Raw genomic sequence first — 25,912 nt, forward strand, 5'->3', positions numbered from 1 at the left:
TAATAAGCTAGCGTTAATGGCATTCAGATCAGGTCCTGCTTCATGAAGCATTGTGATACGTCTCCGGTTCAAAACTCATTCCTGGCAGTGGCGAATCGTGGTTTTCGCGTTCAAGCCAGCTGGTGTAACCGAGCTGGTAGGCATCGCCGAGGGTTGCGCAGGGTACGTCGCTGGCATTGAGCACCAGGCTGACTTCCCATGCATATTCAAAACCGACGAACTGCCGAATCCATTCACACAGCACCGGTAAATCCTGACCCCATGGGCTAAAGCGGATGTATTGCTTCAACGTCAGTGGGCCAAAAATGAGCTGAAACTTATGCTGACGATCCAGAACGGTATCACCGAGCATGGCGCCGTCACCGAGCAGTGCACTCTCCTGACCAAAGCCCAGTTGAGTTTGATCGTCACGCTGTAGCGTTATCCATTGGCCGACGTATTCTCTGATTTGTACCGGCAGTCCAAAGTAGTAATTCAGTGCGCCGAGCAGACCTTCAGGATTACGCGCTTCACGCACAAGGTGCGAGGCTGCGGAGAGACGAGGGTGCTGTGGCAGGACACTTTCTGCTAGCTCCTGAGGATCGATACCCATCAGGCTGCCGGTATAAAACGAAAAGCGTTCCTCATGTGGGCGATCAAGTGCCGCAGTGTCCTGAGAAACAGCCCATGCCCGGTAGAGTTTGGAAAGCGCACGATGATGAAAAAGGTCTACGAAATTCGTTAGCGTCGTATCATGCTGTTCATTCCGTATGTAGGCCATTTCGGTCTGATGGAGCGGCATTGCACCCTGCGGTCCCCAGATCCCCAGGCTAAACAACTTCAGGTGTGTCTTATCATCTTGCTGACTAACGCTTTCAATTTCTCGTGGGGCAAACACCATATGTGGTGACTGGCCAATGATGAAATTTTCATTATCGGGCAGCGCAGACGTACCGGGAGCGGGCAGTTCAGGTGAACGCGCTGCCAGGGTCCGCATTAAACTGATAAAACCGCTATCCCAGGGTTTGGACTCATCAAACCAATTTTCAAGCCCCAAAGGGAGTGGAGCCGGATGCTCTGCAGGCATTACAACACCCCCCTGCGACCGTGACGCGGTTGCCAGAGACCAATTCGGCCACGTTGCATCGTCAGCAATTCGGTTTCTGTGAAAACATTTATGGCGGCATGACGCGCCAGATAGTTTTCCATGATCATGCCGAACAAATAGGGGCTAATGCCGGAGAAGCCCTCTTCATCAATAGTCAGTGAACAGCGAATCCCCCGGCCATATACCAACAGGCCATTGCCCGGTAAACGACGAATAACCGGTTCACTTTTGCACCCTACCAACGCATCAATCTGGGTATTTGCTTCATGGTCCGCGCTGTTAACAAACAAGCGAAGCATGTTACGCATCGCTTCGCCCCCTTCACTGTGAGGCATATCTGAGAGAGGGAGATAGTTGTAGCTAAGTTGCCTGATCAGGCGCCAGGCCGATTCACCTTTAGCAAAGGGTGGGCGAGGTGCACTTGGCTGAAACAGAAAACGAGCACCGCTGACAGGAGCCGATTCAGTCATCGTGAGTGTGAAATTGCCGTCTGCCGTAATCAGGCGAGGTAAATCGCGGTTTGCCACCAATGCTTCAATGGAAAGGTAACGAATATCATCGCTAAAGGGCGCGTTCTGCTGATCAACTAATGACAGGAACACCTCAGTGCCGGCATACGCGGTACGGGTATCGTATTTACGCGTGTTGCGCTTACCCGTGTGATTTTTCCTGATGGTCGAAAAATAGCGGCCGTAGTTGCCTTTATCGCTATGGCGGGTTTGGAAAAGAGGATTGAAGTTGATCTCCTGACTTGTTTCAGCCTTTTGACCAAATACTTTTTCAATGGAATAAATTTCAAAATCCAGTGGCCGACTCCGATCGGGTAGCACGTGAAATTCATTCAGCTTGCGATTGATTTCCAACTTATCCATGCGGCGTGGCAGCAGATTAATCACCGGGGTGCAATGCAGTAAAAAGCGTGATGCCGTGACATGGCTGGCCAGCGCTTGTGACTGGCGATCAAGCAGGAAGATGATTTCCATTTCATCTGAAGTGTTGTACTTCGCCGCCGCGGCCAGTTGCGTAACGGTAAAAAAGTAAAAACGCTGACGGCAGGAGAAGTACTCATGTACCAGATTGTGACCATGGAACATGTTCCATGCGACAGGCAATAAGCTCTGCTCGGGTTTCAGGCTATCGAAGCTCAATGCATCTTTGCTGATGACGGTATCATGTACCTGGCCATCATGTTTACCGCGAAGAATAGTGGCAACGTGGTTGCTATACAGCAACTCGAAGATATGTGACACCACACGTTCATCACCATTGATATAGATCGGCAGACGATCAAGCCCTTCGAGCTGCGAGAAGGACAAACCCGCAGGCAGTTTTAGCTTGATGCGGAGCGTTTCTTTAAGTCGCTGCGCCGAAATTCGATGGCGCTCAAGTGAGGGCATATCAGGTGGCAGACTGGTCAGGCGTGCATCTGTGACTTCAAAGGGCCATAGCTGGACGTCCTGGCCACTTCGAAACTCACACCGCGTAACTTCTCCTGGCGCAATTGGCGTGAGAAAAGCGCTATTGCGGGGAACGGTATAACCTTGAGTGAGATCGCCTTCTTTCAGGCTGGGTTGCAACTGCACAACACCCATTGAAGGAGTAGGCGCCGTATAGTTCGGGTAAACAATATCCAGCAGTCGACGTGTAAAGAGGGGAAATTCAGCATCCAGCTTAATTTGCGTACGCGCCGACATAAAGCAAAAGGCTTCAATTAAGCGCTCGACAAAAGGATCGGCGACTTCAATACCATGCATGCCAAGACGTTTGGCTATTTTAGGATGCTGCGTAGCAAATTCACGCGACATCTCACGCATGAACGTAAGCTCTTTGTTGTAATAATCGAGAAAATTATGTTCCATTTGCGTTCTCTGAATTACTGTCTTGACGGTTTAGATAGGACAGCCAGCGTTTTTATCTTGTGTGTAATCTTTTCATTAAACTGGTCTGTCTCACTCCGTGAAGAGTTCATTATTTTTATTAGTTTAATACCCACCTTAGAGTGAATTTATTCTAAGGATTAATTTGGTGAATGAAATAGTCGATGGATTACGAATTTGTAGGTTTATGCTTATTGGTCTTTTCTCTTTGCAATATTATAAAAATAAAAGCAATACGTAGTTATCTATTATGTAATTGATTTTATTGATTATTTTTAATGAGTGTTAGTTATTTTTGTTAGTGATTTTAATGTTTTAGCTTCAGGTTTAAATAGCGTTTTCAACGTGAGCTCTCGTCTTTTGTGATAATTTCAATGCCTAGGAATTTTGTTGATTTTATTCCTAATGTGCATTTTAGGTCTTCACAAAAATAGTTTATGGAGATAAATTTCTTCGCATTGAGTGCTTAGGGATTGCACTTCACTACACACAGATAGCATAACAACATAACAAAGTGGTTCATCCACTTAAAATAGAGTTAAAGGTGACAAACGTGGCTATTATCAGAAAGAACTTATTTGGAAAGCTGGATAAAACCTTATTCGCCACTATTGAGAGCGCAACCACCTTTTGCAAATTGCGCGGTAATCCATATGTTGAGCTAGTTCATTGGATAAATCAGCTTTGGCATAGCGATGATAACGATATTAAGCATATTGTCCGTTACTTCGATATTGATGGTGAACAAGTTGAGCGCGGGATTGCCCAGGCTCTGGGGCGCCTGCCAACGGGAGCCAGCTCAATTTCGGATTTCTCATATCACATTGAGCTAGCGATTGAACGCGCATGGGTATGTGCAAGCCTCGAATGCCTCGATAACCGCATTCGTAGCGGCCATTTAGTCCTCGCACTTCTGAGTAATATGGAACTTCGTCGCACGTTGCTGGGCATTGCTCCCGTGCTCGATAAAGTCGCGCTAGACGTGCTGAGTAGTGATCTGAAATACATTACTCGTGAGTCGCCAGAAGCAACGGAAGATGCGAGTGATGGCACCGCATTTTATGAAGGCTCCATGCCGGGCGAAGCGAGTCAGGCGATGGGGCAGAGCAGCACTGCTTCGTTAGCGCAATACACCACAGATCTGACGTCACTGGCGCGTGAAGGAAAAATCGATCCTGTTCTTGGGCGTAACCAGGAAATTACCACCATGATCGACATCCTGTTACGTCGTCGCCAGAACAATCCGTTACTGACGGGTGATGCAGGCGTGGGTAAAACGGCTGTCGTTGAAGGGCTGGCACAGGCGATAGTGTCAGGCGCCGTTCCCCCTGCGCTTGAAGAAGTACGCTTATTAACGCTGGATGTTGTCGCACTCTCAGCGGGTGCGAGCATGAAAGGGGAGTTTGAGGCACGCCTGAAAGCTGTCATTGATGAGGCGATGGCCTCAGTGCAGCCCGTAATTCTTTTTATAGATGAAATTCATACCCTTGTTGGGGCGGGCGGAAATGCCGGGACGGGTGATGCGGCGAATTTACTTAAACCCGCCCTAGCGCGCGGTCAGCTGCGAACCATTGGCGCAACCACCTGGAGTGAATATAAGCGGCATATAGAAAAAGATCCGGCATTGACTCGTCGCTTCCAGGTGTTGCAGGTGAGTGAACCTGATGAGGAAGTGGCAATGTCGATGCTGCGTGGGCTCGTGCCGGCGCTGGAAAAACATCACGGGGTTTGGATCACCGACGAAGCCGTACAGGCTGCAGTCAAGTTGTCGCACCGTTACATTCCGGCGCGTCAGCTACCCGACAAAGCGATCAGCTTGCTGGATACCGCCTGTGCCCGTATCGCGGTAGCGCAATTTGCCGCCCCAGCCGAGCTGCAGAAATTGGTATGGCAGCAGGAAACCGCACGAACAGAGCTTAAATCTTTAGAGAAAGCTCATCAGTTTGGTCGCGAATCTTCAGAGCGAATGAACTCGCTGACCGCTTCTTTAAATGAGTGGGCTGAATCAGGTGAGGCACTTGAGAAGCGTTGGCAGAACGAGCGTGAGACTGTCAACCGTATTGTGGCGTTACGTCAGCAGATTGCCCAGTCTCTGTCGCAGGAAGAAGAAAGCTCAGTTGAGCTGGCCATATTCCGAGAACAGCTTCAGTACGAAGAAAAAAATCTGAGACTAATCTCGGCTGATGAGCAAATGGTTCAGGCTGAGGTGAATGAAGAGGTCATTGCGCACATCGTTGGCGACTGGACGGGGATTCCCGTAGGCCAGATGCTGAAAGATGAACTCAAAAAAGTGATGGAGTTGCCTGCGCGTCTTAATCAGCGCGTGATTGGACAATCCGCTGCTCTGGATCAACTTAGCGACTGCATTATGACGGCTCGCGCAGGACTGGCCGATCCAAGAAAACCACTGGGCGTGTTTATGCTGGTGGGGCCATCAGGTGTCGGTAAAACCGAAACTGCACTGGCGATTGCGGAAAGCATGTATGGCGGCGATCAGAATTTGATCAGCGTAAACATGAGCGAGTATCAAGAGTCGCATACCATCTCTTCGTTAAAAGGCTCACCTCCTGGTTATGTCGGATACGGCGAGGGGGGGGTGTTAACGGAGGCTGTGCGCCGTCGACCTTATAGCGTGGTGCTGCTGGATGAAGTAGAAAAAGCGCACCCAGATGTTCATGAACTTTTCTACCAGGTCTTTGATAAAGGCCAGATGGAAGATGGTGAAGGACGCAGCATTGATTTCAAAAACACGGTATTGCTGCTAACCAGCAACACCGGAAGCGAATTGATCAGCCAACTGTATGCAGATGAAGAGACTGCACCGGATCAGGAAGGCTTATTAGCCGCATTGCAGCCGGAATTATTGAAGGTATTCCCTGCGGCATTTTTGGGCCGAGTTAATGTGGTGCCTTATTTACCGCTGCAACAAAGTTCATTAGATAAAATTGTCAGACTGCACCTTGCTCGTATTCAACATCGTGTAACAACGCAATATCAGTGTGAATTGCATTATACCGATGCTGTTGTTGCACATGTGGTTTCACAGTGCCGAGTTGCGGAAACAGGGGCTCGTCTGATTATTCGAATTATTGAGCAAACTATCACAACGCTACTAGGTAAGGAAATTTTGGCTCATCACGCGAAGCTGAAAAACAATCTCATTACCTTAGACAGAATAAGTGATCAGTATGTGGTGACATTAGCAAAAGCGTCATCATAGCTCAGAAAAAATATTTCATTGCTCAGGTGATACCTGACATGGGATGTCAAAGTAGTTTTAATTTTAACGGAATATCTATTTGAGGATAGTAATAATGCGCATGTTGAAAACTTCAGTTGCAATTTTGGCTCTGATCGCAGCAGGTAATGCAGCAGCAGTATCTAGCGGTAAGATTAATTTTGTAGGTAAAGTTATTTCATCGACCTGTGAAATTCGCCCTGGTGACGAAGATAAAACGGTGACTTTACCAACTGTGAATGCCTCGTCATTGGCTAATGATAAAGACACTGCAGGTACGACCAATTTCACTATCGGTGTTGTCAATTGTCCTGCTCCTGCAACTCCTGTTGATCCTAATGATCCAACAATGGTGGCAGTCCACTTTGAAGCGATTGGCAGCTCCGGTTTTGATGCAGCAACTGGCAACTTGACTAACGCGTCTGTAACCGATCCGGCCACAAATGTTCAGATTCGTTTATACAACTACGGCGGCAACAATAGTGTTATTAAACTTGGTGAAACAGGTAACTACTTCCCAATTGACAATACCACAAACTCTGCCACTACAACTTATACCGCAGGTTATTATGCTACCGGTACTTCTACCGCTGGTAACGTACAGGCTCACGTGATGTACTCATTGGCATATAAATAAGAACAATTAGAGTGGTTGCCCTATAGGGGCACCACTTTTTTTGAAAAAATTATCAATATGATATTAATTCTTTCGCTTGGATGAATATTATGCTTAAAAAAATTTTCCTTGCTTCACTATTAATTAGTGCAGTTACACCAGCTTTTTCATCCATTGTGATAAGCGGAACTCGTGTTATTTTTCCTGGCGACCAAACTGAAGTTAATGTCCGCACAATCAATAGAAGTGACACTCCTGCTCTGGCTCAGGTTTGGGTTGATGATGGCGATACTAAGATAGACTTACAGAATACGAAAGTACCTTTTATTGTTACCCCCCCCGTCTTCCGTGTGGAGCCGAATAAAGGGCAAAGTATTCGTATGATTTATAACGGTATGGCGCTGCCACAAGATCGTGAGTCCCTTTTTTGGTTTAACTTACTAGAAATTCCTCCTAAAGCCAGTGATGACAACAAAGGGCAGAAGTTAGAAGTCGCGTTTCGTACCCGTATAAAGATCTTCTATCGTCCGAAGGCGTTGCTAAATGGCTCTGTTACAACCGAACTCGACAAGCTGGGATGGGAGTTAGTAACTGATAACAATCAAGGTGTTGGTGTAAAAATAAAAAATCCCACACCTTATTATTACTCGTTTAATACTATCAATGTGATGTCACAGAATAAAAAAATAAGAATGACATCGGAAATGATTGCTCCAAAGTCAGAAATGGTGGTTTATCCGGAAAATAAATCTAAGCTGACATCAATTTCGGCGATGGATTTTCAGTATATCAACGAATTCGGTGGGATCATTCAGAAAAAGCTTAAATTAAAAGGTAATGCCTTTTTTATAGACGATAAATGATGTCTTTAAATTATTAAATCTATGAAATATTAGCCGCAATACCTCATTAATGGATTATAAAACCCCTTAAAAGGAGTTTACACTGTGGTGCTGAGTAAATATTCAGGGAATGGTTCTGGCAGGAACATAAAGAAGCTCAGTGTGCTGATTAAATTAGCACTCTGCTTCCCATTGATTGCTGAAGGTCAAACAAATGTGCAGGAAGTTCCACAAACTTCCGGTGGTCCGCTTGCTCCGGAAAAAATAAATTTTAATAGTGGTTTCTTGCATGGTTCCAATATTGATATTTCCCGTTTTGCTGAGGGTAATGTTACATTTCCTGGTATTTATCGAGTCACAGTAAGTGTTAATGGAAAAACGAAAAATTCGTTAAAGATAAGTTTCGTTCAATTAAATTCAGATGCAAACGCCAAGCCTTGTTTCAATCAGTTACAGTTGAATCAGCTAGGCATTGTGCCGGATGAGAAAAGAGCAAAACAGCTATTACTGATGCGACCAGATGGTGCAGAGCAGTGTTATGTGCTTGACCGATGGATTGAAGGTTCAACTAGCCAATATAACAGCGGTGACTTTGAACTCAACTTACAAGTGCCTCAGCTATATGTACGTCATCATAGTGATGATTATGTTGATCCTAGTCTATGGGAATCAGGTCAAACGGCAGGGTTTGTTGATTACGCAGCTAACTTATGGCAAATCAGCCAGGGAGCTGCTAAAGGAAACAGTAATAACACTGCTAATTTAGGTGTGACTGCAGGCTTCAACGTGGGTGAATGGCGCTTAAGAAAAAGAACTAATTTTAACTGGAGTAATCAATCACCATCTTCCATACAGAATAACTATACGTATGCTCAACGCGATATTACACCGTTGAGAAGTGTGATGACCGTTGGTGAAACTAATAGCAATGGTGAATTGTTTGATAGCTTCAGTATGCGCGGTGTGCAGTTGCAAACGGATGATCGCATGCTGCCAACTGAAATGCGTAGCTATTCACCAATTTTACGTGGCGTAGCAGAAACTAATGCCAAGATTACCGTAACTCAACGTGGGCAAATACTGTATGAAAGTATTGTTCCCCCAGGGCCTTTCGCCATTACTGATGTTGGTGCGATAGGATATGGCGGTGACTTGACTATGACGATAACAGAAGCGGATGGCCGCATCAGGCAGCAGTTGATTCCGTTTTCTGCTCCGCCCATGCTGTTACGAGAAGGTTCTTCACGGTTTTCTCTAGCACTTGGACAGTTAAAGGAGGAGCAAATTTATGACCATCCCGATCTCTTTCAGGCGACGTATCATCGCGGTTTGATGAATTACTGGACCATGTATGGTGGAACATTAATTGGTGAACACTATAAAGCGTTTGGTCTAGGCCAGGCTTTCAATACGCCAATAGGTGGGATCTCTTTTGATGTCATAAATGCACGTAGTGTTTTAGCCAATAACACTCAGCGTTTAGGGAATAGTTATCAGGTAAATTACAGCAAATATCTTGACCCAACAAATACTAACATTACTCTGGCAGCTTATCGTTACTCTTCCAAAGGTTATTATAGTTTTCGTGAGATGGCTTTGGCTCGTAATACGTCATTAATTAAAGAACGCAGTGAGGCGGATAATGTTTACATCAACTACCGCACGCAGAACCGTTTTACAGCAAGTGTTAACCAGCGTATTGACGATAATAAATCTTTATGGTTTAGCGGAAGTTTAGCCAGTTATTGGGGCGGGAAAACGGATTCGCGCCAATATTCGATAAGCTTTAATCATTCCCTGGGACGTTTTGGCTATTCAATTACAGGATCGCGTTCACGCGCTGGAAATGGCAATGATGAAAATATTATCCAGTTGGCCGTTAATATACCTATTGGTGGTAATTATAACCAAAAACCGTTATTTAATTCGTTATACAGCACAGTGAGTAACAGTAATCAAAGTGGCACAACATTCCAGACTAATGCTTCCGGCTATCAGGGTGACCAAGGGGAGCTGACATATGGTGTAGGTGCCAACGTAGGTAATAGAGCGAACGATAAAGCGGTGAGCGGTAATATTCAATACCAATCATCAATTGCTCAAGTTGGCTTGAGTGCAACGGCGAATGATTTTAACACGCAGTTTGCAGGCTCATTAAGAGGTAGTGCTGTGGCTCATAAAGGTGGTGTCACACTTGGGCCAAGTATCAATGATGCTCCTTTTGCCATTATTGAGGCGAAAGGAGCTGCGGGAGCAAGGTTACTTAATGGTCAGGGGGCAAAAGTTAACCGATTCGGCTATGCCATACAGCCTTCTCTGTACCCTTACCGTGAGAATGTTATCCAGTTGGATGCGAAAGGGTTGCCCGACACTGTAGATGTTCTGGACAACGAGAAACACATTTTTCCACGTCAGGGTGCCGCAATACCTGTCGTGATGAATACGATCACCGGGACCCCAATGATTCTGACATTACGCGACAGTTCTCATAGTTACCTGCCTATTGGGACCGATCTTATGGATGCGAACGGCAAGAGTCAAAGCGTGGTAGGGCAAGGTGGTCAAGCCTTTATACGTGGCTGGGATCCGGCGCAAGGGCCGCTATTAGCAACGGTTGGTGAAGAGAAGCTTAAATGTATAGCGAAAGATGCTGCACCTGTGAATAAGGCTGTTTCTGAGGATCTGAGCATGGTCCAACTGGAGGTGACATGTTTACGCAACTAGGCGGAAAAACTTCATTAAACATTCTGCAACCTTTACTTGGCATGACCTTACTGCTAATTGGTTTCGCCGCGTCGGCAAAGAGTTGTTCAACGAAAGGCAGCTGCAATATTGAAGTTACTTTTTTGGGAACGTTCTTGGCGCAGACTTGCGACGTTAGCGTTAATAATGGTGGTGAATCAGGAACGGTGGTATTGCCCACGGTATCATCGCAATTATTACAAAAAAGTGGAGATGAGATAGGGAGCACGCAATTCCCTATTTCTCTGAGAAATTGCCCGGTTAACCGTACCATTGAGATGCGTTTTACCACCAGTGGTGGAAATACATCAGACAGTGAGACGGGTAACCTGGTGAATAGCACCGGCAACGATTACAGCAATGATGTTCAAGTGCGGGTGCGGAAAATTGACGGTACACAACTGAGTATCGACGATAATAACAGCTTTCAGGAGTATTTAATTCCTGCAAGTGGTGATGAAGTTACACACAACTTTATCGCCAGTTATTATGCTAAGAGTAATGGAGCAGTGAGTGCGGGGCTTGTGCAAACTCGCTCCACCATTGACCTGACTTACAAGTAACTGCAGTAAGAAATGAGTGATTAATGATTCCGGATTAACATTCGGGTACGTTTAAATAATAAAATGCAGAAAGGTTATCATGGTTAATAAAAATAATTCGCAGAAGTTTATTGCGCGAAATCGAGCGCCTCGCGTTCAAATTGAATACGACGTTGAAATATACGGTTCTGAAAAGAAAGTTGAACTTCCATTTGTAATGGGTGTACTTGCAGACTTATCGGGTAAACCACTTGAACCGTTGCCACTGGTTGCCGATCGTCAATTCCTGGAAATTGACATCGATAATTTCGATGAGCGTATGAAAGCAATGCGTCCACGTGTGGCATTTGCGGTACCGAATACGCTGACCGGTGAAGGTCAGCTGATGATTGATGTAACTTTTGAAAGTATGAGTGACTTTGAGCCTGATGCAATTGCTCGAAAAGTTGATTCTCTTTCCCAACTACTAGAAGCACGAACTCAACTTGCCAACCTGCAGACCTATATGGACGGTAAAGCGGGAGCGGAAGAGTTAGTGATGAAACTTCTGCAGGATAAAGCGCTGTTAAATTCTCTGGCCTCTGCGCCTAAAAAGAGCAATGACGGCTCTGAAGCGAAACCTGCGTAGAGTAAATAAGGAGACATGATGTCAACTTCACGAATGATGGAAAAACAAAATGCGGCAGCACAAGCCGCTTCTCAGGCAAGTGCATTTAGTTCTTTGCTGAATAAAGAGTTTAAAGTTAAATCCGAACAGACCAAAGCAGCAGTTGAAGGCGCAGTGAGAACACTGGCTGAACAGGCCTTGGTAAACTCGGTGACGGTATCTGACGATGCTTATAAAAGTATCGCCTCAATTATTGCCGAAATTGATCGCAAGCTGTCAGAGCAAATTAACCTGGTTCTTCACCATGAAGAGTTTCAGTCGTTGGAAAGTGCCTGGCGAGGTCTGCATCACCTGGTAACCAATACCGAGACCGATGAAAAGTTAAAGCTGCGCTTTATGGATGTATCCAAAGAAGAATTACGTCGCAGCATGCGACGCTATAAAGGGACATCATGGGATCAAAGCCCACTCTTCAAAAAGATCTATGAAGAAGAGTATGGCCAGCTCGGCGGTGAGCCATACGGCTGTATGGTGGCGGACTATTTCTTCGATCACTCTGCTGCCGACGTGGATCTGCTGTCATCGATTGGTAAAGTGGCCGCTTCTGCACACATGCCATTCATTGCAGGTGCATCGCCGAACGTATTGCAGATGGATTCCTGGCAGGAACTTTCTAATCCACGCGATCTAACTAAAATCTTTACTCAGAATCTGGAATACGCGGCCTGGAACAGTCTGCGTCAGTCTGAAGATTCTCGTTATATTGGCCTGGCAATGCCGCGCTTCCTGGCTCGTCTGCCATATGGCACCGTTACCAATCCGGTTGAAGCCTTCCATTTCGAAGAGAACACCGACGGCGAAAACCACAGCAAGTATGTCTGGTCGAATGCTGCCTATGCGATGGCGGTAAATATCAACCGTTCCTTTAAAGAGAACGGCTGGTGCACCATGATTCGTGGTGTTGAGAGTGGCGGTGTAGTTGAAGGTTTACCGTGCCATACCTTCCCGACCGATGATGGCGGCGTAGACATGAAATGTCCGACCGAAATCGCTATCTCAGACCGTCGTGAATCTGAACTGGCTAAAAACGGTTTTATCCCGCTGGTGCATCGTAAAAATACCGATTTTGCCGCCTTCATTGGCGCCCAATCACTGCAGAAGCCAGCAGAGTATTATGATGCTGACGCAACAGCTAACGCCACGCTTTCAGCGCGTTTACCTTACCTGTTCGCTTGTTCACGTTTTGCACACTATTTGAAATGTATTGTGCGTGACAAAATCGGTACGTTTAAAGAACGCGACGATATGCAGCGCTGGTTAAACGACTGGGTAATGAATTACGTCGATGGTGATCCGTCTAACTCCTCAATTGAAATTAAAGCTCGCCGTCCACTGGCTGCTGCTGAAGTTATTGTTGAAGATGTTGAAGGCAACCCTGGCTATTACCAAGCCAAATTCTTCCTGCGCCCGCATTTCCAGTTGGAGGGTTTAACCGTATCTCTGCGTATGGTAGCCAAACTTCCTTCTGTTAAAGGCGGAGCCTGATTTAACTATTCGGTTTGACAATGGACATTAAGGACAATGTCTGAATCGAATATTTAAGACTCAAAGTAAATGTAATTACTTTGAATTAATTGAGAATACGTGCTGGATATATTCAGTGCAGTAGTCTCGTATCATTCAATGCATCGCATTGAATAATCTATACACAACTAGTCCATGAGAGGAAATTATGGCCCAAGATATGTTTATTAAAATTGATGGCATCGAAGGTGAATCTTTAGATGCTACTCATAAAAACGAGATCCAGGTTCTGGAATGGAAATGGGACGTATTGCAGCCTAAGAATATGCACAGCGGTTCAGGCGGTGGTTCTGGTCGTGCTACTGTTGCTGACTTCGTGTTCCAGCATTATACCGACAAAGCAAGTCCAAACCTGTTGAGCTACTGTCTGACTGGTAAGCATATTAAAAATATCGCTTTCACCGTGCGTAAAGCTGGTGGCGATCCACTGGAATACATGATTCTGAAGTTCACTGACGTAATCATTACTAAAGTTGGAATGGGTGGCTCTCATAAAGACGAAACTCGTCCACGTGAAGAAGTTAGCTTCTCCTTCACCAAAGTAACTGAAGATTATGTAATGCAGAATGCTGAAGGTCATAAGTCTGGTGTTATCTCTGCGACTTATGATGTAAAAGCAAACCAGCATAGCTAATTAAGTTCTTGTTACAAGCCCTGCCACATTAAGTGTGGCAGGGTTAAGGAACGCTCGCCTTAATTTTACTTTTACTTATTCATATTAAAGGAGGACGTAATGATTACTAAAATAATGCATCATGCTGCCGCCTCCCATCGGCGTTGGCTAACGATGTTAATCATTTTATCGATGACCAGTATGCTAACGTCTTGCCAAAGCACGCCGAATAATGATTCGAGTGCACATACGGAATCCGTAAAAATTACTTTTGATGCATCCAACACTATAAATAAAAATGACGCAGGAGAAGCAAACCCTCTTCGTATTACGGTGTATCAATTGAATCAACAGCAAGCATTTATGGCCAGTGATTTCATTACTCTTACTGAAAGTAGGGATCCTGAACTTACTAGTCAGATTTCGCTTATTTACGACACAATGATTGTCCCCGGTGAGAAAAAAGATAAAGTTATTGAGACGCCTAAAAATGTTACTGCTCTGGGTGTGATAACGGCCTATCGAGACATATCCGACTCGGAATGGAAGGTGCTTTATATTATTCCTGAGAAACCCAAGCGCAGTTGGTTTCAACGTTATTTTAAACGAGACAAAGTTTGGCAGCCTCATATTCAAGTCAGAATGAATAATCTGACAACTTCAGTTAAACCGGTAAATTAATTATGAGAACAAAAAAAGTCGTCTGGAGTGAAGGTCTTTTTCTGCGCCCTCAACTCTTTCAACAGCAAGAGCGTTACCTGGAATATTACTCTCATAAGCGAGCTCTCACCCTTACGCCCTTTTTTTGGGGTTTTTCAGCTTATGAAATTGATCGTGAAGCGCTTTCATATGGAAAACTGGTTCTCCGCGCTGCGAGCGGTGTTCTGCCGGATGGTACGCCATTTGATATTCCAGGACATGCCGATCTGCCGCAGCCATTAACTATCGCACCTGAACATCTTGGCAAGATGATTTATTTGGCCGTGCCGCTACGCCTGGATAATAGTAATGAAACTATTTTCGATGAGTACGATAGCGGTTCTCTGGCGCGTTTTTACGGCAATGAAGCTGAGCTGAATGATACCAATGCCATTCACCAGGGACCTAAACCTGTGCAGCTGGCGCAGTTGCGCCTCCGTTTGGTGTCAGAAAGCGAAATGACGGAGTCGTGGATTGGATTACCGCTGACGCGCGTACGCGCTATCCAGCCTGATGGCAGCGTATTACTGCATGTTGATGATTACATCCCACCCGTGACAGGTTATGGCGCGAACCAGTTGCTCAGCGAATGGCTGACGCATCTGAACGGTCTGGTAAAAATGCGTGCGGGAATGTTGGCAACGCGATTATCAAACAGTGACGGTAAAGCGAGTGCGAGTGCAGAAATCGTTGATTATCTTTTACTGCAAATCTTTAATAAATATGAGCCATTGCTCGACCATCTGCGCACCATTCCTGAGTTACCACCCATCATGCTCTACCAGGAACTGGCCAAATTTGCGGGCGAACTTTCTACCTTTATACGGGTGAAAACACGCAGACCACGATCGGCGCCAGGCTACAAGCACGCTAGCCTTTATGCCTCTATCCGCCCCCTGGTTGATGATATTCATGAACAGCTCAACCAGATTCTGGTGCGTGCGGGCCAAATGATCACGCTGGAATCACGTGGTAACGGTGTCTGGTCGGCGAATGTGCTGCCAAATGAACTGCGCGGTTTCAGTAATCTGGTTGTCGCGGTATCTGCGCAGCTACCTATGGATATTCTGCAGCATCAATACCTGGCTCAGGCAAAATTCAGTGCACCGCAGCAATTGCATGAACTGGTACGTTCGCACTTGCCTGGCCTGGAAATCCATCCTCTGCCTGTCCCTCCGCGTCAGATTCCCTACAGCGCCGGCCACGTTTACTTTGAACTGGCTAAGAGTGGTCCATTCTGGGATCGCATTGCCAGTAGCGGCGCTATTGCATTGCACATTGCCGGTGATTTCCCTGACCTGAAAATGGAACTGTGGGGGATTCGTGACTAATGAGCGAGCATGACAATTTTAACCTGAACAGCACGTTTTTTGATAACCAGGCGGATACCGATAGTAACGGCCAGGAGTTGGGACATTTCCTGCTCGATGAATCGACCAGCTTTTCAGATTTCAAGACCAATCCGGCGATAAATCATGACGCAATAAATGAACGTTATGACAGCAGTCGTCTGCGCAGTGAAAGCATTCATGAGCGGGTTAATCGCGTTAAAAATGCGTCCCTGCCATTACTTGAAGCGGCGCAGCCATTACTGCGTGCGTTAAGCGAAATGCCCGAAAAAGTGAACGGGAAAGATGAAGCTAATTTGCTGAAGGAGACGCTGAAAAAAGAGATCACTCTCTTCAGCGTCGTCTGCGATGAGGCAGATATTTCCTGGAAGAAAATGGCCATTGTGCGCTATTGCATGTGTACCGCACTGGACGAAGCCGTTCTGGCGCGTTCGTGGAGTAAAGATGTTAACTGGTCGCAAGGCAACCTGCTTAATCACTTTGAAGGCGATAACGATGGCGGCATAAAATTCTTCCTGCTGGTGGGCCGCTTGTCCATGTCACCTCAGGAATATGCCGACGTTCTTGAAGTTCAGTTGATTATTCTCGGCCTTGGCTTCGAGGGGCGTTATAGCATTATTGAAAACGGTGAGCGCCAACTTAATCGCATTCGCCAACGTCTATTGACACTATTACAAAGCTCTCGGGAAGACCGAGGCATGGCTCTGTCACCGCAAGGCGTTCCGGTGCGCAGTGGCAAAAAACGCTATCAGTTTTATATTCCTGTCCGTATTTCCATGCTTGTCGCCGGAGTATTGATCGCCGGTAGTTTTATCTATGCCAAATATCACTTGATGATCCCGCTTAGCGATATCGTCACTCGCATTGATGCTTCTGCACGTTCACCCATAACCCTGCCTCCAGAACCGGCAGTTGGAAAGCTAAGGTTAGCCGAATTACTTAAGGAAGAGATCGCCCGCAAGCTGGTTACTGTGGACGAAACGCCTGAGCGTAGTCTGGTGATATTCCGCGGTGACGGCATGTTCAAAACCGGCACATTTGATGTGCTGGAAAGCATGCAAAGTATCCTCAAGCGTGTGGCTGAAGAGATCCATCGCGTAAATGGCAAGACGCTGATTGTCGGTTTCACCGACTCGCAACCCATCAATAAGCCTGGCCTTCCGAGTAATCAGGTCCTCTCGGAAAAACGCGCTGCCAGTGTGGCGCAATGGCTGCAACAGGCCGGCATCCCTGCTGAAAATATTCGAGTTGAAGGAAAAGGGGATAGTCAGCCCGTTGGCAGTAACGCCACGCCTGAGGGACGAGCACAAAACCGTCGCGTCGAAATATTAGTTAATTATTAATGGATGAAACATGTCAGTGTTTAATCGAATTTTCTCAGGAACAGGATTAAGACGCTTTTCTCTGATCGCTGTTTATTGCGTGCTGGCGGCGGCGGTTTGGTACCTCGGCCCCTGGTTTGGTTTTGGTGAGGCTACCCCTTGGGCGGGTGCTGAAAACCGCATCATTATGTTGGTGATGCTGTTTGTGATGCTGCTTCTGCGCTGGAATCGTCTGCCACTGTTTTTAGATCTCTCGCTCTTTGCGATGGCGATGGTTTGGACTCTGGGTCCCCATATCATGATTGGGGAAAACTACCCGCTCAAAAGCAATATAAACCGCGGTGCAGTCATTGCGGTGCTGCTGGTATTGACGGGGCTGTATGGACTTTGGCGGCTGTTGCAGGCGCTGGCTGTAAACCCGGCGTTACTTAACTCACTGATGAGTAAAAGGTCAGCTGCGGTAGAAGCTAAACCAGACATGAGCGCTATCACGCAGATCATTGCAGCGGGTGTGAAACATACCCAGCGTGTTCATCGTGCCTTGCCATTGTGGCGCCGTTTTTTCAGCTTCAGCGACAGTAAAACACGCTTACCGTGGTTCATGATAATTGGACCTAAAAACGCCGGTAAAACAACCATGTTGTTCTCATCGGGACTCGATTTCCCATTGCCAGAACAGCTGAATCGTCAGGATCGTGAAAATCCTTCTACCGATAATATTGAGTGCCTTTACACCAATGACGCGCTTTTCCTGGATACCTCAGGTAAATATCTGCAGGAAGCAGAGCATGTTCAGCAGGAGTGGCGTGGCATCTTAGGCGCACTGAAAAAGTACCGTCCTAAACACAGTATTCATGGCGTAGTTGTGACGCTCTCGGTTGAAGATATTTTGCACCGTACTCAGTCTGAGCGCCTCGGTATCGCCGCGGCATTACGCTCAAGGCTCAGCGAGGCGCGAGAAACTCTGGGATTACGTTTTCCGGTATACGTCAATATCACCCGAATGGATATGTTGACCGGTTTTAGCGCCTATTTCCGTAATCTCACAGCGATTGAGCGTGAACAGGTTCTTGGTGTAACGCTTCCCTTTGAACGTCAATCACACGACAGCGGAGCCGAACTGGGTAAGCAGATCAGCGAAACGCTGGCTCAGTTGGAAAGCCGTCTTGGTAGTACGCTTTGCCAGCGTCAGCTGGAAGAATATGACGTCACCGATCGCAAACAGATGTATGCCGTACCGCAGGATTTTCGTTTATTAGCGCAGGGCGTGACCGAAATGCTGCAGCATATTTTCCTGTCATCGCGCTATGACGAAACACAGTTCAATACCACATTGCGTGGCATCTACTTTATGAGTAGCTGTCAGCCAGCCGAAAAGGGGTTGCTCAACAACAACACGGTTGTTCAGCGCTGGCGTAATGTTGTGGAACATCAATATCCTGAAACAGCAGCATCATATGGTCTTCAACAAGCAGAGGGCGGAGTTATCGATAACTCTCCCTGGGGAAAACATTACTTCCTGCGTCAGCTTTTCAGTGATGTGATCAGTGCCGATCGTGATTTAGTCAGTTCCAGCCTGCGCATGCGTACGCGCGATCGCTTGCAGAACTTCGCAGGCCATCTTGCGGCAACGATGCTCGCTGTCTGGCTGATATGGGGAATTGTTACCAGTTTCCACCTGAATGACGATTATCTGGCGACTATTGGTGTTCGTACGACTCAACTGACTGAAAAAGTTGTTGAATATGTTGATCATCCTGAACAGCAGCTGTTACCGGGCGTCCTGTATAGCACGTTGGCATTGAAGCAGTATTTGGGACTGGATATCAGTAATCCTCCACTGAACTGGCGCTATGGTCTTTACACACCTGCCACCGTTGAACGTCGTGCGGACAAACTCTACACCTTCTTTTTACAGAATGCGTTGCTGCCAAAATTGCAGTTGCAGGCAGCCATCTCTTTGAACAAAGCCGTAGTCGATAACGATCCGCTTGCTGCGTGGGATGCGCTCAAGCTTTACCTCATGCTGAATGGTGAGGGAGATGCCGATGCCGGCTTCCTGATTGCCCAGATCAACCAGCAATGGAAAGCCTCAGGCATGATCGATGCTTATGGTGAACAGGAGACGTTTGACAGTCATCTGAATGCTCTTTTCTCCTCGAAAGGATGGCGAGAAAAATCATCGCCAATCGATCAACCGCTGGTTAAGCGCGCCAGGGATATGCTGGTGCAGATCCCGCAAACCACCAGAATTTGGCAGCATTTAAAGCAGAAACTGCAGCTGGTAGCACCGCCAAGTGTCACCCTGCAGGCGATGGTTGACCCTCAGGCGCCGATGATTTTTAAGCAAAATGCTATCGAAAATCAGCCTGAGGGTGTACCCGGCATTTTCACCCGTGACGGGTGGCGAAACCTGGTAAAGAAGCAGCTCGCTACGTCGTTGATCGGCTTACAGCGTGAGGATAGTTGGGTACTGGGAAAGACGGGGCGCGTGGTAAATCCTCTCACGCTGCGTGATGAGGTACTGATTCTTTATCTGCAGGAATATGCGCATCAGTGGCAGCAATTCCTCTCGAGTATTCGTCTGATACCGATGGGGGGACAGCAGAATCTCAGTATGGATGTATCGCTGTTAAGAACTCTGGTCGCAGATAATTCGCCACTGCGCGGTTTGCTTGAACGTGCCGTCAGTGAGACGACTCTGGCGGAAACCAAGGACAAAACGCTGCAAACAGCTTTGCAGACTGAGCTGAGAACCGGCCGACTGGTACAGCAAGCTACGCGATTAAAAGACAGTGTCGATTTCCGTGAACAACGGCTTATTCATCAATATGTTGATTTTCCGTTCAGTTCACTACGACTTTTCGTGAAAGGCGATCAAGACGGCACGGGATATAACCCGAACCAAACCGTTGGGCTTAACCGGCTGATGAATCTGCTCACCGATCAGTATACCCGCTATGTGGTTTACAGCAGTGCGCTTGATGAGGGTGACATCCCGGTTATGGGAATGGATAGTTCCCGCCTGGCGGCGGAATCGCGGACGTGGCCTGAGCCAGTGAAGGGGATTTTGATGCCTCTGCTGGGACGTTCCAATGAAAGCATCCAAAAGAGCATTGTAAAACTGAGTGTTACAGCCATTGATAATGGCATTGGCCAGGTTTGTCGTAAAACGCTACAAGGACGCTATCCCTTTGCTAAAAGCCAGCAAGAGGTATCACTCAATGATTTTGAGCGCTTCTTTGCAGTGGATGGTGTGGTTGATAGCTGGTTCAAACAGAACATGGCCGACAAGGTTGATACATCAACTTACCCATGGCGCTATAAAGGCAATGGCGGCGGTGAAGGACTCTCCTTCTTCCAGCAAGCTGCCGCCGTCCGTGATGCATTCTTTGACGCGGATGGACGCAAAGTGTCATTGAATTTGTCTACCCGCGTGCACTACCTCTCTCCGGACATAGCGCAACTGATGCTGAGCGTTGGCGGAGAGACGCTGCGTTACTCACATGGCCCGGTCATGCCGATGGCGTTTCACTGGCCATCAGGTGGATTGACCTCTTCCGTTACGATGACCGGCCAGAGGCTCCCATCATCGGCACTGCCAGATCTGACATTCCACGGTGCATGGTCGGTTATGCATTGGCTGGACAGCGCCGAACGCGTAACGAGCCAGGGTGCAGACAGTCGAATTTATCGCTGGTCACTGGGTGGCAAGCCAGTAGAGCTGGAAATTGGTGGGCTGGGTAATGGCAATCAGAATCTGCAGGGCATGTTGCGCGGATTCCGCTGCCCGGGATGATAAGGGAGGAAATATGTGGATGAAACGCAGCAAGCAGCATGCGCATTTGCTGAGTTTTTTGCCTGAACTTTCCGGGGAAAAGAGTCAACGCAAAAAAGGAGAGATGCAGCGGGTTAAGGCAGAAGTTGCCTCTTTAATTTCGACGCTTGCTCCTGCAGAACCTTCGTTATTAACGCAACCAGAACTGTGTCGTTACCCATGGTGCTTTGTTATGTCTGCAGATGGCATATCGGCGGATCATTATCTGACCGGTGCCCTTGTATTCGATGACAACACTGAAACGCCACATGGCGTTTGCGTATTGCTTCGGGCCTCAGAGATGGTGCGGCTGTTGACAATAGAAGACAGTCTACCGTTTTGGATGATGCGCTCGCTGTCCACGCTAGCGCAACATGACAACCCTCGCCATATTTGCGAACAAATAGAGGCAGATTGCCGTGATTTGGTGGCATCGAGTTTGTCTTCCGGCTGGCGGTCAAAACTATCGAATTCAGCACAGCTTTCATACATTCATACCCGCCTCAGTGACATGCGATGCGATGCGGATTTTGAGCTGGAAGGGAAACGATGTGTTGATGTCATGCCATGGAGGAGTTGGCCTGAGTGCGTTTCGGATTCAGAGTTTCTCTGGCTCTGGAGGCAGAACAGGCATGGAAAAATAATTGAATCACAACGGAAAGTAGTTGTTAACCCGGTGACCTGAGTGCAACGCGCTCAACGTTACTTTTCTGATATCAGGAATGACTATGTCTAGGACGATAACACTAAGCAGTCCAGCGATGCCCATGTTACTGGGTGAACCTGCTCTGGTACTGAATAGAATAAAGGGGGAAGAAACCTTCTCCACTTTATACAGCTATACCTTGCTGGTAAAAACGCCCGCAAATCCGCTTATTCCATGGCAATCTGCCTCGAATGTGGATATCAAGGCGTTAATTGGCAAAGAGATGACCGTCTTCATCGAACTGGATGGAAACGGTCTCGATCACCTCATCGGGATTGGACGCGGTCAACGCGAGATTTCAGGATTGGTAGAAAAAGCGCGCTTTAAAGGGCGCGATGCCAATCAGGCACTTTTCGAGATTGTTATCCGCCCCTGGCTATGGCTGACCACGTTAACCACTGACTACAAAATTTTCCAACAAAAATCAGTGGTCGATATTATCGATGAGGTGCTGGCTGACTACCACTTCTCTTATGAGAAGCGGCTGACAACCAGTTATCCGACGATGGACTATCAGGTCCAGTATGGCGAGACAGACTTCAATTTTATTGAGCGTCTGATGGAAGAGTGGGGGATCTATTGGTTCTACGAACATCAGGACCAAAAGCATAAGTTGATCCTGGTGGATCACGTTGGTGCACACAAAGCCAGCCCAAGTGAAGCTTACCATGTTATTGATTATCAGCCTGAAAATCCTAAAGCCGATGCCGAGTATATCTCTGTATTTGAACATCAGGAGATGTTAACCAGCGGTCGCTGGGTAACCAACGATTATGACTTCACTAAGTCGCGCGCCGATATCCTTTCCATTGATGTCAAAGCAAGAAAAACCAGCTTCAATGAGATGGAGGTATTCCACTGGCCTGGTGATTACGAGCAACCTGCTATTGGTGAGCAGTTAGCGCGTATTCGTACCGAAGAGCGTGGATCAAAGGGCTCACGCGCGGTCGGGAGTGGCGAGTTAAGAGGGATTGTTTGCGGAACGCATTTTGAGCTGGTCGGTTATCCGGTCAACAAAGTCAACCGCGAATATATGGTGATCTCCAGTGAACTGGACATCCAGGAGATCAACGAAGTCACCAATAAAGATATGTTCAGTATTCACTGCAAATTTACCGTGCAGCCGACGACAAAAATCTATCGTCATCCCCAGATAGTTCCAAAGCCACGTACTTATGGTCCGCAAAACGCGATTGTAGTGGGACCGCCAGGTGAAGAAGTCTGGACCGACGAATATGGCCGGGTAAAAGTGCGTTTTACCTGGGATCGTTACGGCATTAACCGTGAATCTGACTCTTGCTGGTTGCGCGTTAGCCAGGCGTGGGCAGGTAATAGCTTCGGTGGTATTTATATTCCACGCGTCGGCCATGAAGTGGTGGTGGACTTTATCAATGGCGATCCCGATCGTCCAATGATCACCGGTAGCTTGTATAACAACGTCACCATGCCGCCCTGGGATCTTCCGGTAAATGCTACACAAAGTGGGCTTATCAGCCGCACTATTGGTGGTGGTAAAAGTAATTACAACGGTGTGCGTTTCGAAGATAAGCCTGGCCAGGAATTGTACTGGGAACAGGCGGAACGCGACATGGATCGCCTGACCAAGAATGATGAAACGCAAACCATCGGTGTTAATTCTGATATTAGCGTCGGTAAGAATCGCACTCTGGTGGTGGGAACGGATTACACCAAGAACGTAGGTGCGAATGCCACTTATGCTATCGGTTCCAATTACAACCTTGAGGTGGGTGCTAATCGCGACATCATCGTTGGGGCCGATTACAGCAAAAATGTGGGGGGCAGTTACTCCAAATTGATCGGTAGCCAGGCAAGCATGGAAATTGGTTCTGGCTACAACATGATTGTGGGAGGAATGCATAAAACGAGTGTTGCCGGCGCAGTTAAGACGGATATTGGCGGTGCGCACAATACCAATGTTGGCGGTGCCGTTAACACCAACATTGGTGGCACCGTTATCACCAACATCACCGGGTCAGTTGAAAAGAACGTCGCCTGCACAGTCAAAAATTATGTAAAAGGCGCCATCATCACCAACGTAGGCGGAGCCATTAATACCAACGTAGGCGGGGCGATCCTGACCAACGTTGGCGGTGCGCAGTTGATTAACGTCGGTGGTGCGCAGATGACCTCCGTTGGGGGCGCCGCCACGCTGTTTGGTGGTGCAATAGTCAGCGTGGGTACGTTAGGTGAGCTGATACTGTCGGGTGATACCGTCAAAATTATTGGTAAATCGCGCGTGGTCATTGAAGGGGGCATCGTTCAGATTAACCCAGGTGATGGGGCGGGCTGTGCCGGTGCAGGCATTGCCGCCGCCGCCGGTGCCGTTGGCGGTGGATTAGGGCTGAGCGCATTAGCAGGGCTTAAAGGTGTAGGCGGGCTGATGTCACCGAAAGCAATCATGGGTGGCATGGCTTTACCTATTCCACTGCCAGTCTTGCCTGTATGGCCGCCTGTTATTGATCCGCCGGTACCACCGCCAATCATTGATCCACCAATCACGCAGCCGCCGATTACGCAGCCGCCGATCACAGAGCCGCCGATTACGCGGCCGCCGATTACGCCGCCGCCAACGGACACGCCGCCGCCGACGGATACGCCGAAGCCGACGGACACGCCGAAGCCGACGGATACGCCGAAGCCGACGGACACGCCGAAGCCGACGGATACGCCGCCGCCGACGGACACGCCGCCGCCGACGGACACGCCGCCGCCAACGGACACGCCGCCGCCGACGGATACGCCGAAGCCGACGGATACGCCGAAGCCGACGGACACGCCGCCGCCGACGGACACGCCGCCGCCGACGGACACGCCGCCGCCGACGGACACGCCGCCGCCGACGGACACGCCGCCGCCGACGGACACGCCGCCGCCGACAGACACGCCGCCGCCGACGGACACGCCGCCGCCGACGGACACGCCGCCGCCGACGGACACGCCGCCGCCGACGGATACGCCGCCGCCGACGGACACGCCGCCGCCGACGGACACGCCGCCGCCGACGGATACGCCGCCGCCGACGGACACGCCGCCGCCGACGGACACGCCGATGCCAACGCCAACGCCGACGCCGACGGATTCGCAGACGCCAGAGCCGTAATGGGACTGGTTAGGTAGATAAACCTTGGGGGGAGAACTCTCCCCCCATTTATAGAGCGCGAAATAAAGGAATAGTGAAATGAAACCAGCAGCTCGGATAAGTGACTCAATAAGTCATGGTGGTAGCATTATTAGTGGTTCAGGGAATGTGATGATAAATAGCTTGCCGGCTGCAGCTGTCGGAATAAGTAATGCGGTGTGCAGCATTGATGGTTCAACAGTCGTCGCTTCAGGCTCTGGTACGGTATTTATCAATAATCAACCTGCGGCTCGTATTAGTGACTCAACAGCCTGTGGAGCAACGATTGTGAGTGGCTCAGGCAATGTCTTGATCGGCGGTTAACATGCAGATTCAGATCATCTGGCCGGAGCTGCATAATGATATTACGTTAGATGAACACCATCAACGTGATAGCCCTGTATGGTTTAGCCCGTCGACAGGCGGCTTTAATGATCAAGCTGTTGAACAAGAAGATCAGGTTATTTTCTGGCTTCAGCAGCAGCAACTGATGTTATGTGTTGAAGCCCATGACTATGTTTGCCTTATAGACGGGCAGCCATTTGAAAACGGTACAACTCGCCTGCTACGAGGAGGGATGCTAATACAGATTGGGCATTACCTTCTTCAAGTCATCGCTCCACCTGCAGATGAACTGGCAAATAGCCTATTACCGGCTGAGGGAGATCTTCCTGAGCTAGAGTTACTGATCAACCACGGCGGCCATTACACGCCTTATGGTGATGATGCAAAGCAAGAGAATCATCACGCTGAAGAAATTGATCCTCTAAAATCATTAACGCAAGAATATAAGCATTATCTCTTATGGGGCGAGCAACATCACACGCCGCGAGATGTTGAGAAAAAGAATGTCTATTCAAAGCGCGAGCGTTTAAGTGATAACTTAAATGTGAACGAATGCCTTAAGAATAAGACCGTTTCCGAATGTGTCGTCGAAGCAGAAGTCATGATGGAGCGGGTATTTAGAGAGTTAATGATTGATCACGATGATATTTTTGAAACTGAGCAGGATATTAAGATTGAGCTACTGCGAGAAATTGCACCAGAACATCTTAAGCAGATTGAAAAACGTGTCGTTTCAGAATTACTGTATCGCGAACTTTATAAAATGGGGCTGGATAGCCACTTGTAG

General features: G+C 47.9%; 18 protein-coding genes. 16 read left to right on the forward strand and 2 right to left on the reverse strand.

Features of this window, described 5'->3' with window-relative positions; genetic code table 11:
- Window positions 1–40 precede the first annotated feature (40 nt).
- A complete protein-coding gene (gene tssG, locus AC07WB_RS05130) occupies window positions 41–1,066 on the reverse strand; it encodes a type VI secretion system baseplate subunit TssG (protein ID WP_097094641.1) in 1,026 nt (341 codons plus the stop codon).
- Complete coding sequence (tssF, locus tag AC07WB_RS05135; protein ID WP_494940136.1) at window positions 1,066–2,946, reverse strand: type VI secretion system baseplate subunit TssF; 1,881 nt, start codon at window positions 2,944–2,946, stop codon at window positions 1,066–1,068. The genes tssG and tssF overlap by 1 nt, the downstream gene beginning before the upstream one ends.
- A gap of 571 nt (window positions 2,947–3,517) precedes the next feature.
- On the opposite strand from tssF, the gene tssH reads away from it, so the two are divergent.
- The 16 genes from tssH (at window position 3,518) to AC07WB_RS05215 (ending at window position 25,912) form a co-directional block, all read left to right on the forward strand.
- A complete protein-coding gene (tssH, locus tag AC07WB_RS05140) occupies window positions 3,518–6,184 on the forward strand; it encodes a type VI secretion system ATPase TssH (protein ID WP_494940137.1) in 2,667 nt (888 codons plus the stop codon).
- A 94-nt stretch (window positions 6,185–6,278) separates the two neighbouring features.
- Complete coding sequence (locus AC07WB_RS05145) at window positions 6,279–6,839, forward strand: fimbrial protein (RefSeq protein WP_097094638.1); 561 nt, start codon at window positions 6,279–6,281, stop codon at window positions 6,837–6,839.
- 89 nt (window positions 6,840–6,928) lie between these two features.
- Window positions 6,929–7,681 carry a fimbrial biogenesis chaperone gene (locus AC07WB_RS05150; protein WP_494940138.1) on the forward strand — a complete coding sequence of 251 codons (753 nt, stop codon included), beginning with the start codon at window positions 6,929–6,931 and terminating at the stop codon, window positions 7,679–7,681.
- Between the two features lie 84 nt (window positions 7,682–7,765).
- Window positions 7,766–10,384, forward strand: a complete 2,619-nt coding sequence (locus AC07WB_RS05155; protein WP_494940139.1) for a fimbria/pilus outer membrane usher protein — start codon at window positions 7,766–7,768, stop codon at window positions 10,382–10,384.
- Entirely contained in the window at window positions 10,369–10,965 is a 597-nt protein-coding gene (locus AC07WB_RS05160; protein WP_494940140.1) for a fimbrial protein, read from the forward strand. The genes AC07WB_RS05155 and AC07WB_RS05160 overlap by 16 nt, the downstream gene beginning before the upstream one ends.
- Window positions 10,966–11,044: 79 nt before the next feature.
- Entirely contained in the window at window positions 11,045–11,572 is a 528-nt protein-coding gene (tssB, locus tag AC07WB_RS05165) for a type VI secretion system contractile sheath small subunit (protein WP_097094636.1), read from the forward strand.
- Window positions 11,573–11,590: 18 nt separating this feature from the next.
- Window positions 11,591–13,096, forward strand: coding sequence for a type VI secretion system contractile sheath large subunit (gene tssC / locus AC07WB_RS05170; protein ID WP_097094635.1), 1,506 nt, complete (start codon window positions 11,591–11,593; stop codon window positions 13,094–13,096).
- A gap of 187 nt (window positions 13,097–13,283) precedes the next feature.
- Window positions 13,284–13,769, forward strand: coding sequence for an Hcp family type VI secretion system effector (locus tag AC07WB_RS05175; RefSeq protein WP_097094634.1), 486 nt, complete (start codon window positions 13,284–13,286; stop codon window positions 13,767–13,769).
- A gap of 99 nt (window positions 13,770–13,868) precedes the next feature.
- On the forward strand, window positions 13,869–14,429 hold the full coding sequence (tssJ, locus tag AC07WB_RS05180) for a type VI secretion system lipoprotein TssJ (RefSeq protein ID WP_097094633.1): 561 nt from the start codon (window positions 13,869–13,871) through the stop codon (window positions 14,427–14,429).
- A 2-nt stretch (window positions 14,430–14,431) separates the two neighbouring features.
- Window positions 14,432–15,778 (forward strand): type VI secretion system baseplate subunit TssK, encoded by a 1,347-nt coding sequence (gene tssK, locus AC07WB_RS05185; RefSeq protein ID WP_097094632.1) that lies wholly within the window; start codon window positions 14,432–14,434, stop codon window positions 15,776–15,778.
- Window positions 15,778–17,139 (forward strand): type VI secretion system protein TssL, long form, encoded by a 1,362-nt coding sequence (gene tssL / locus AC07WB_RS05190; protein WP_494940141.1) that lies wholly within the window; start codon window positions 15,778–15,780, stop codon window positions 17,137–17,139. The genes tssK and tssL overlap by 1 nt, the downstream gene beginning before the upstream one ends.
- Before the next feature lie 10 nt (window positions 17,140–17,149).
- Window positions 17,150–20,917 carry a type VI secretion system membrane subunit TssM gene (gene tssM, locus AC07WB_RS05195; protein ID WP_097094630.1) on the forward strand — a complete coding sequence of 1,256 codons (3,768 nt, stop codon included), beginning with the start codon at window positions 17,150–17,152 and terminating at the stop codon, window positions 20,915–20,917.
- A gap of 13 nt (window positions 20,918–20,930) precedes the next feature.
- A complete protein-coding gene (locus AC07WB_RS05200) occupies window positions 20,931–21,620 on the forward strand; it encodes a hypothetical protein (RefSeq protein WP_494940142.1) in 690 nt (229 codons plus the stop codon).
- 76 nt (window positions 21,621–21,696) lie between these two features.
- Complete coding sequence (locus tag AC07WB_RS05205; RefSeq protein WP_494941053.1) at window positions 21,697–24,762, forward strand: type VI secretion system Vgr family protein; 3,066 nt, start codon at window positions 21,697–21,699, stop codon at window positions 24,760–24,762.
- Window positions 24,763–24,840: 78 nt separating this feature from the next.
- The gene (locus AC07WB_RS05210; RefSeq protein WP_097094628.1) at window positions 24,841–25,104 is read left to right on the forward strand and encodes a PAAR domain-containing protein; all 264 of its coding nucleotides are present in this window, start codon (window positions 24,841–24,843) and stop codon (window positions 25,102–25,104) included.
- A 1-nt stretch (window position 25,105) separates the two neighbouring features.
- Window positions 25,106–25,912, forward strand: coding sequence for a TagK domain-containing protein (locus AC07WB_RS05215; RefSeq protein WP_345827108.1), 807 nt, complete (start codon window positions 25,106–25,108; stop codon window positions 25,910–25,912).

Source organism: Pantoea sp. GW821-FHT03E06 (assembly GCF_059420725.1).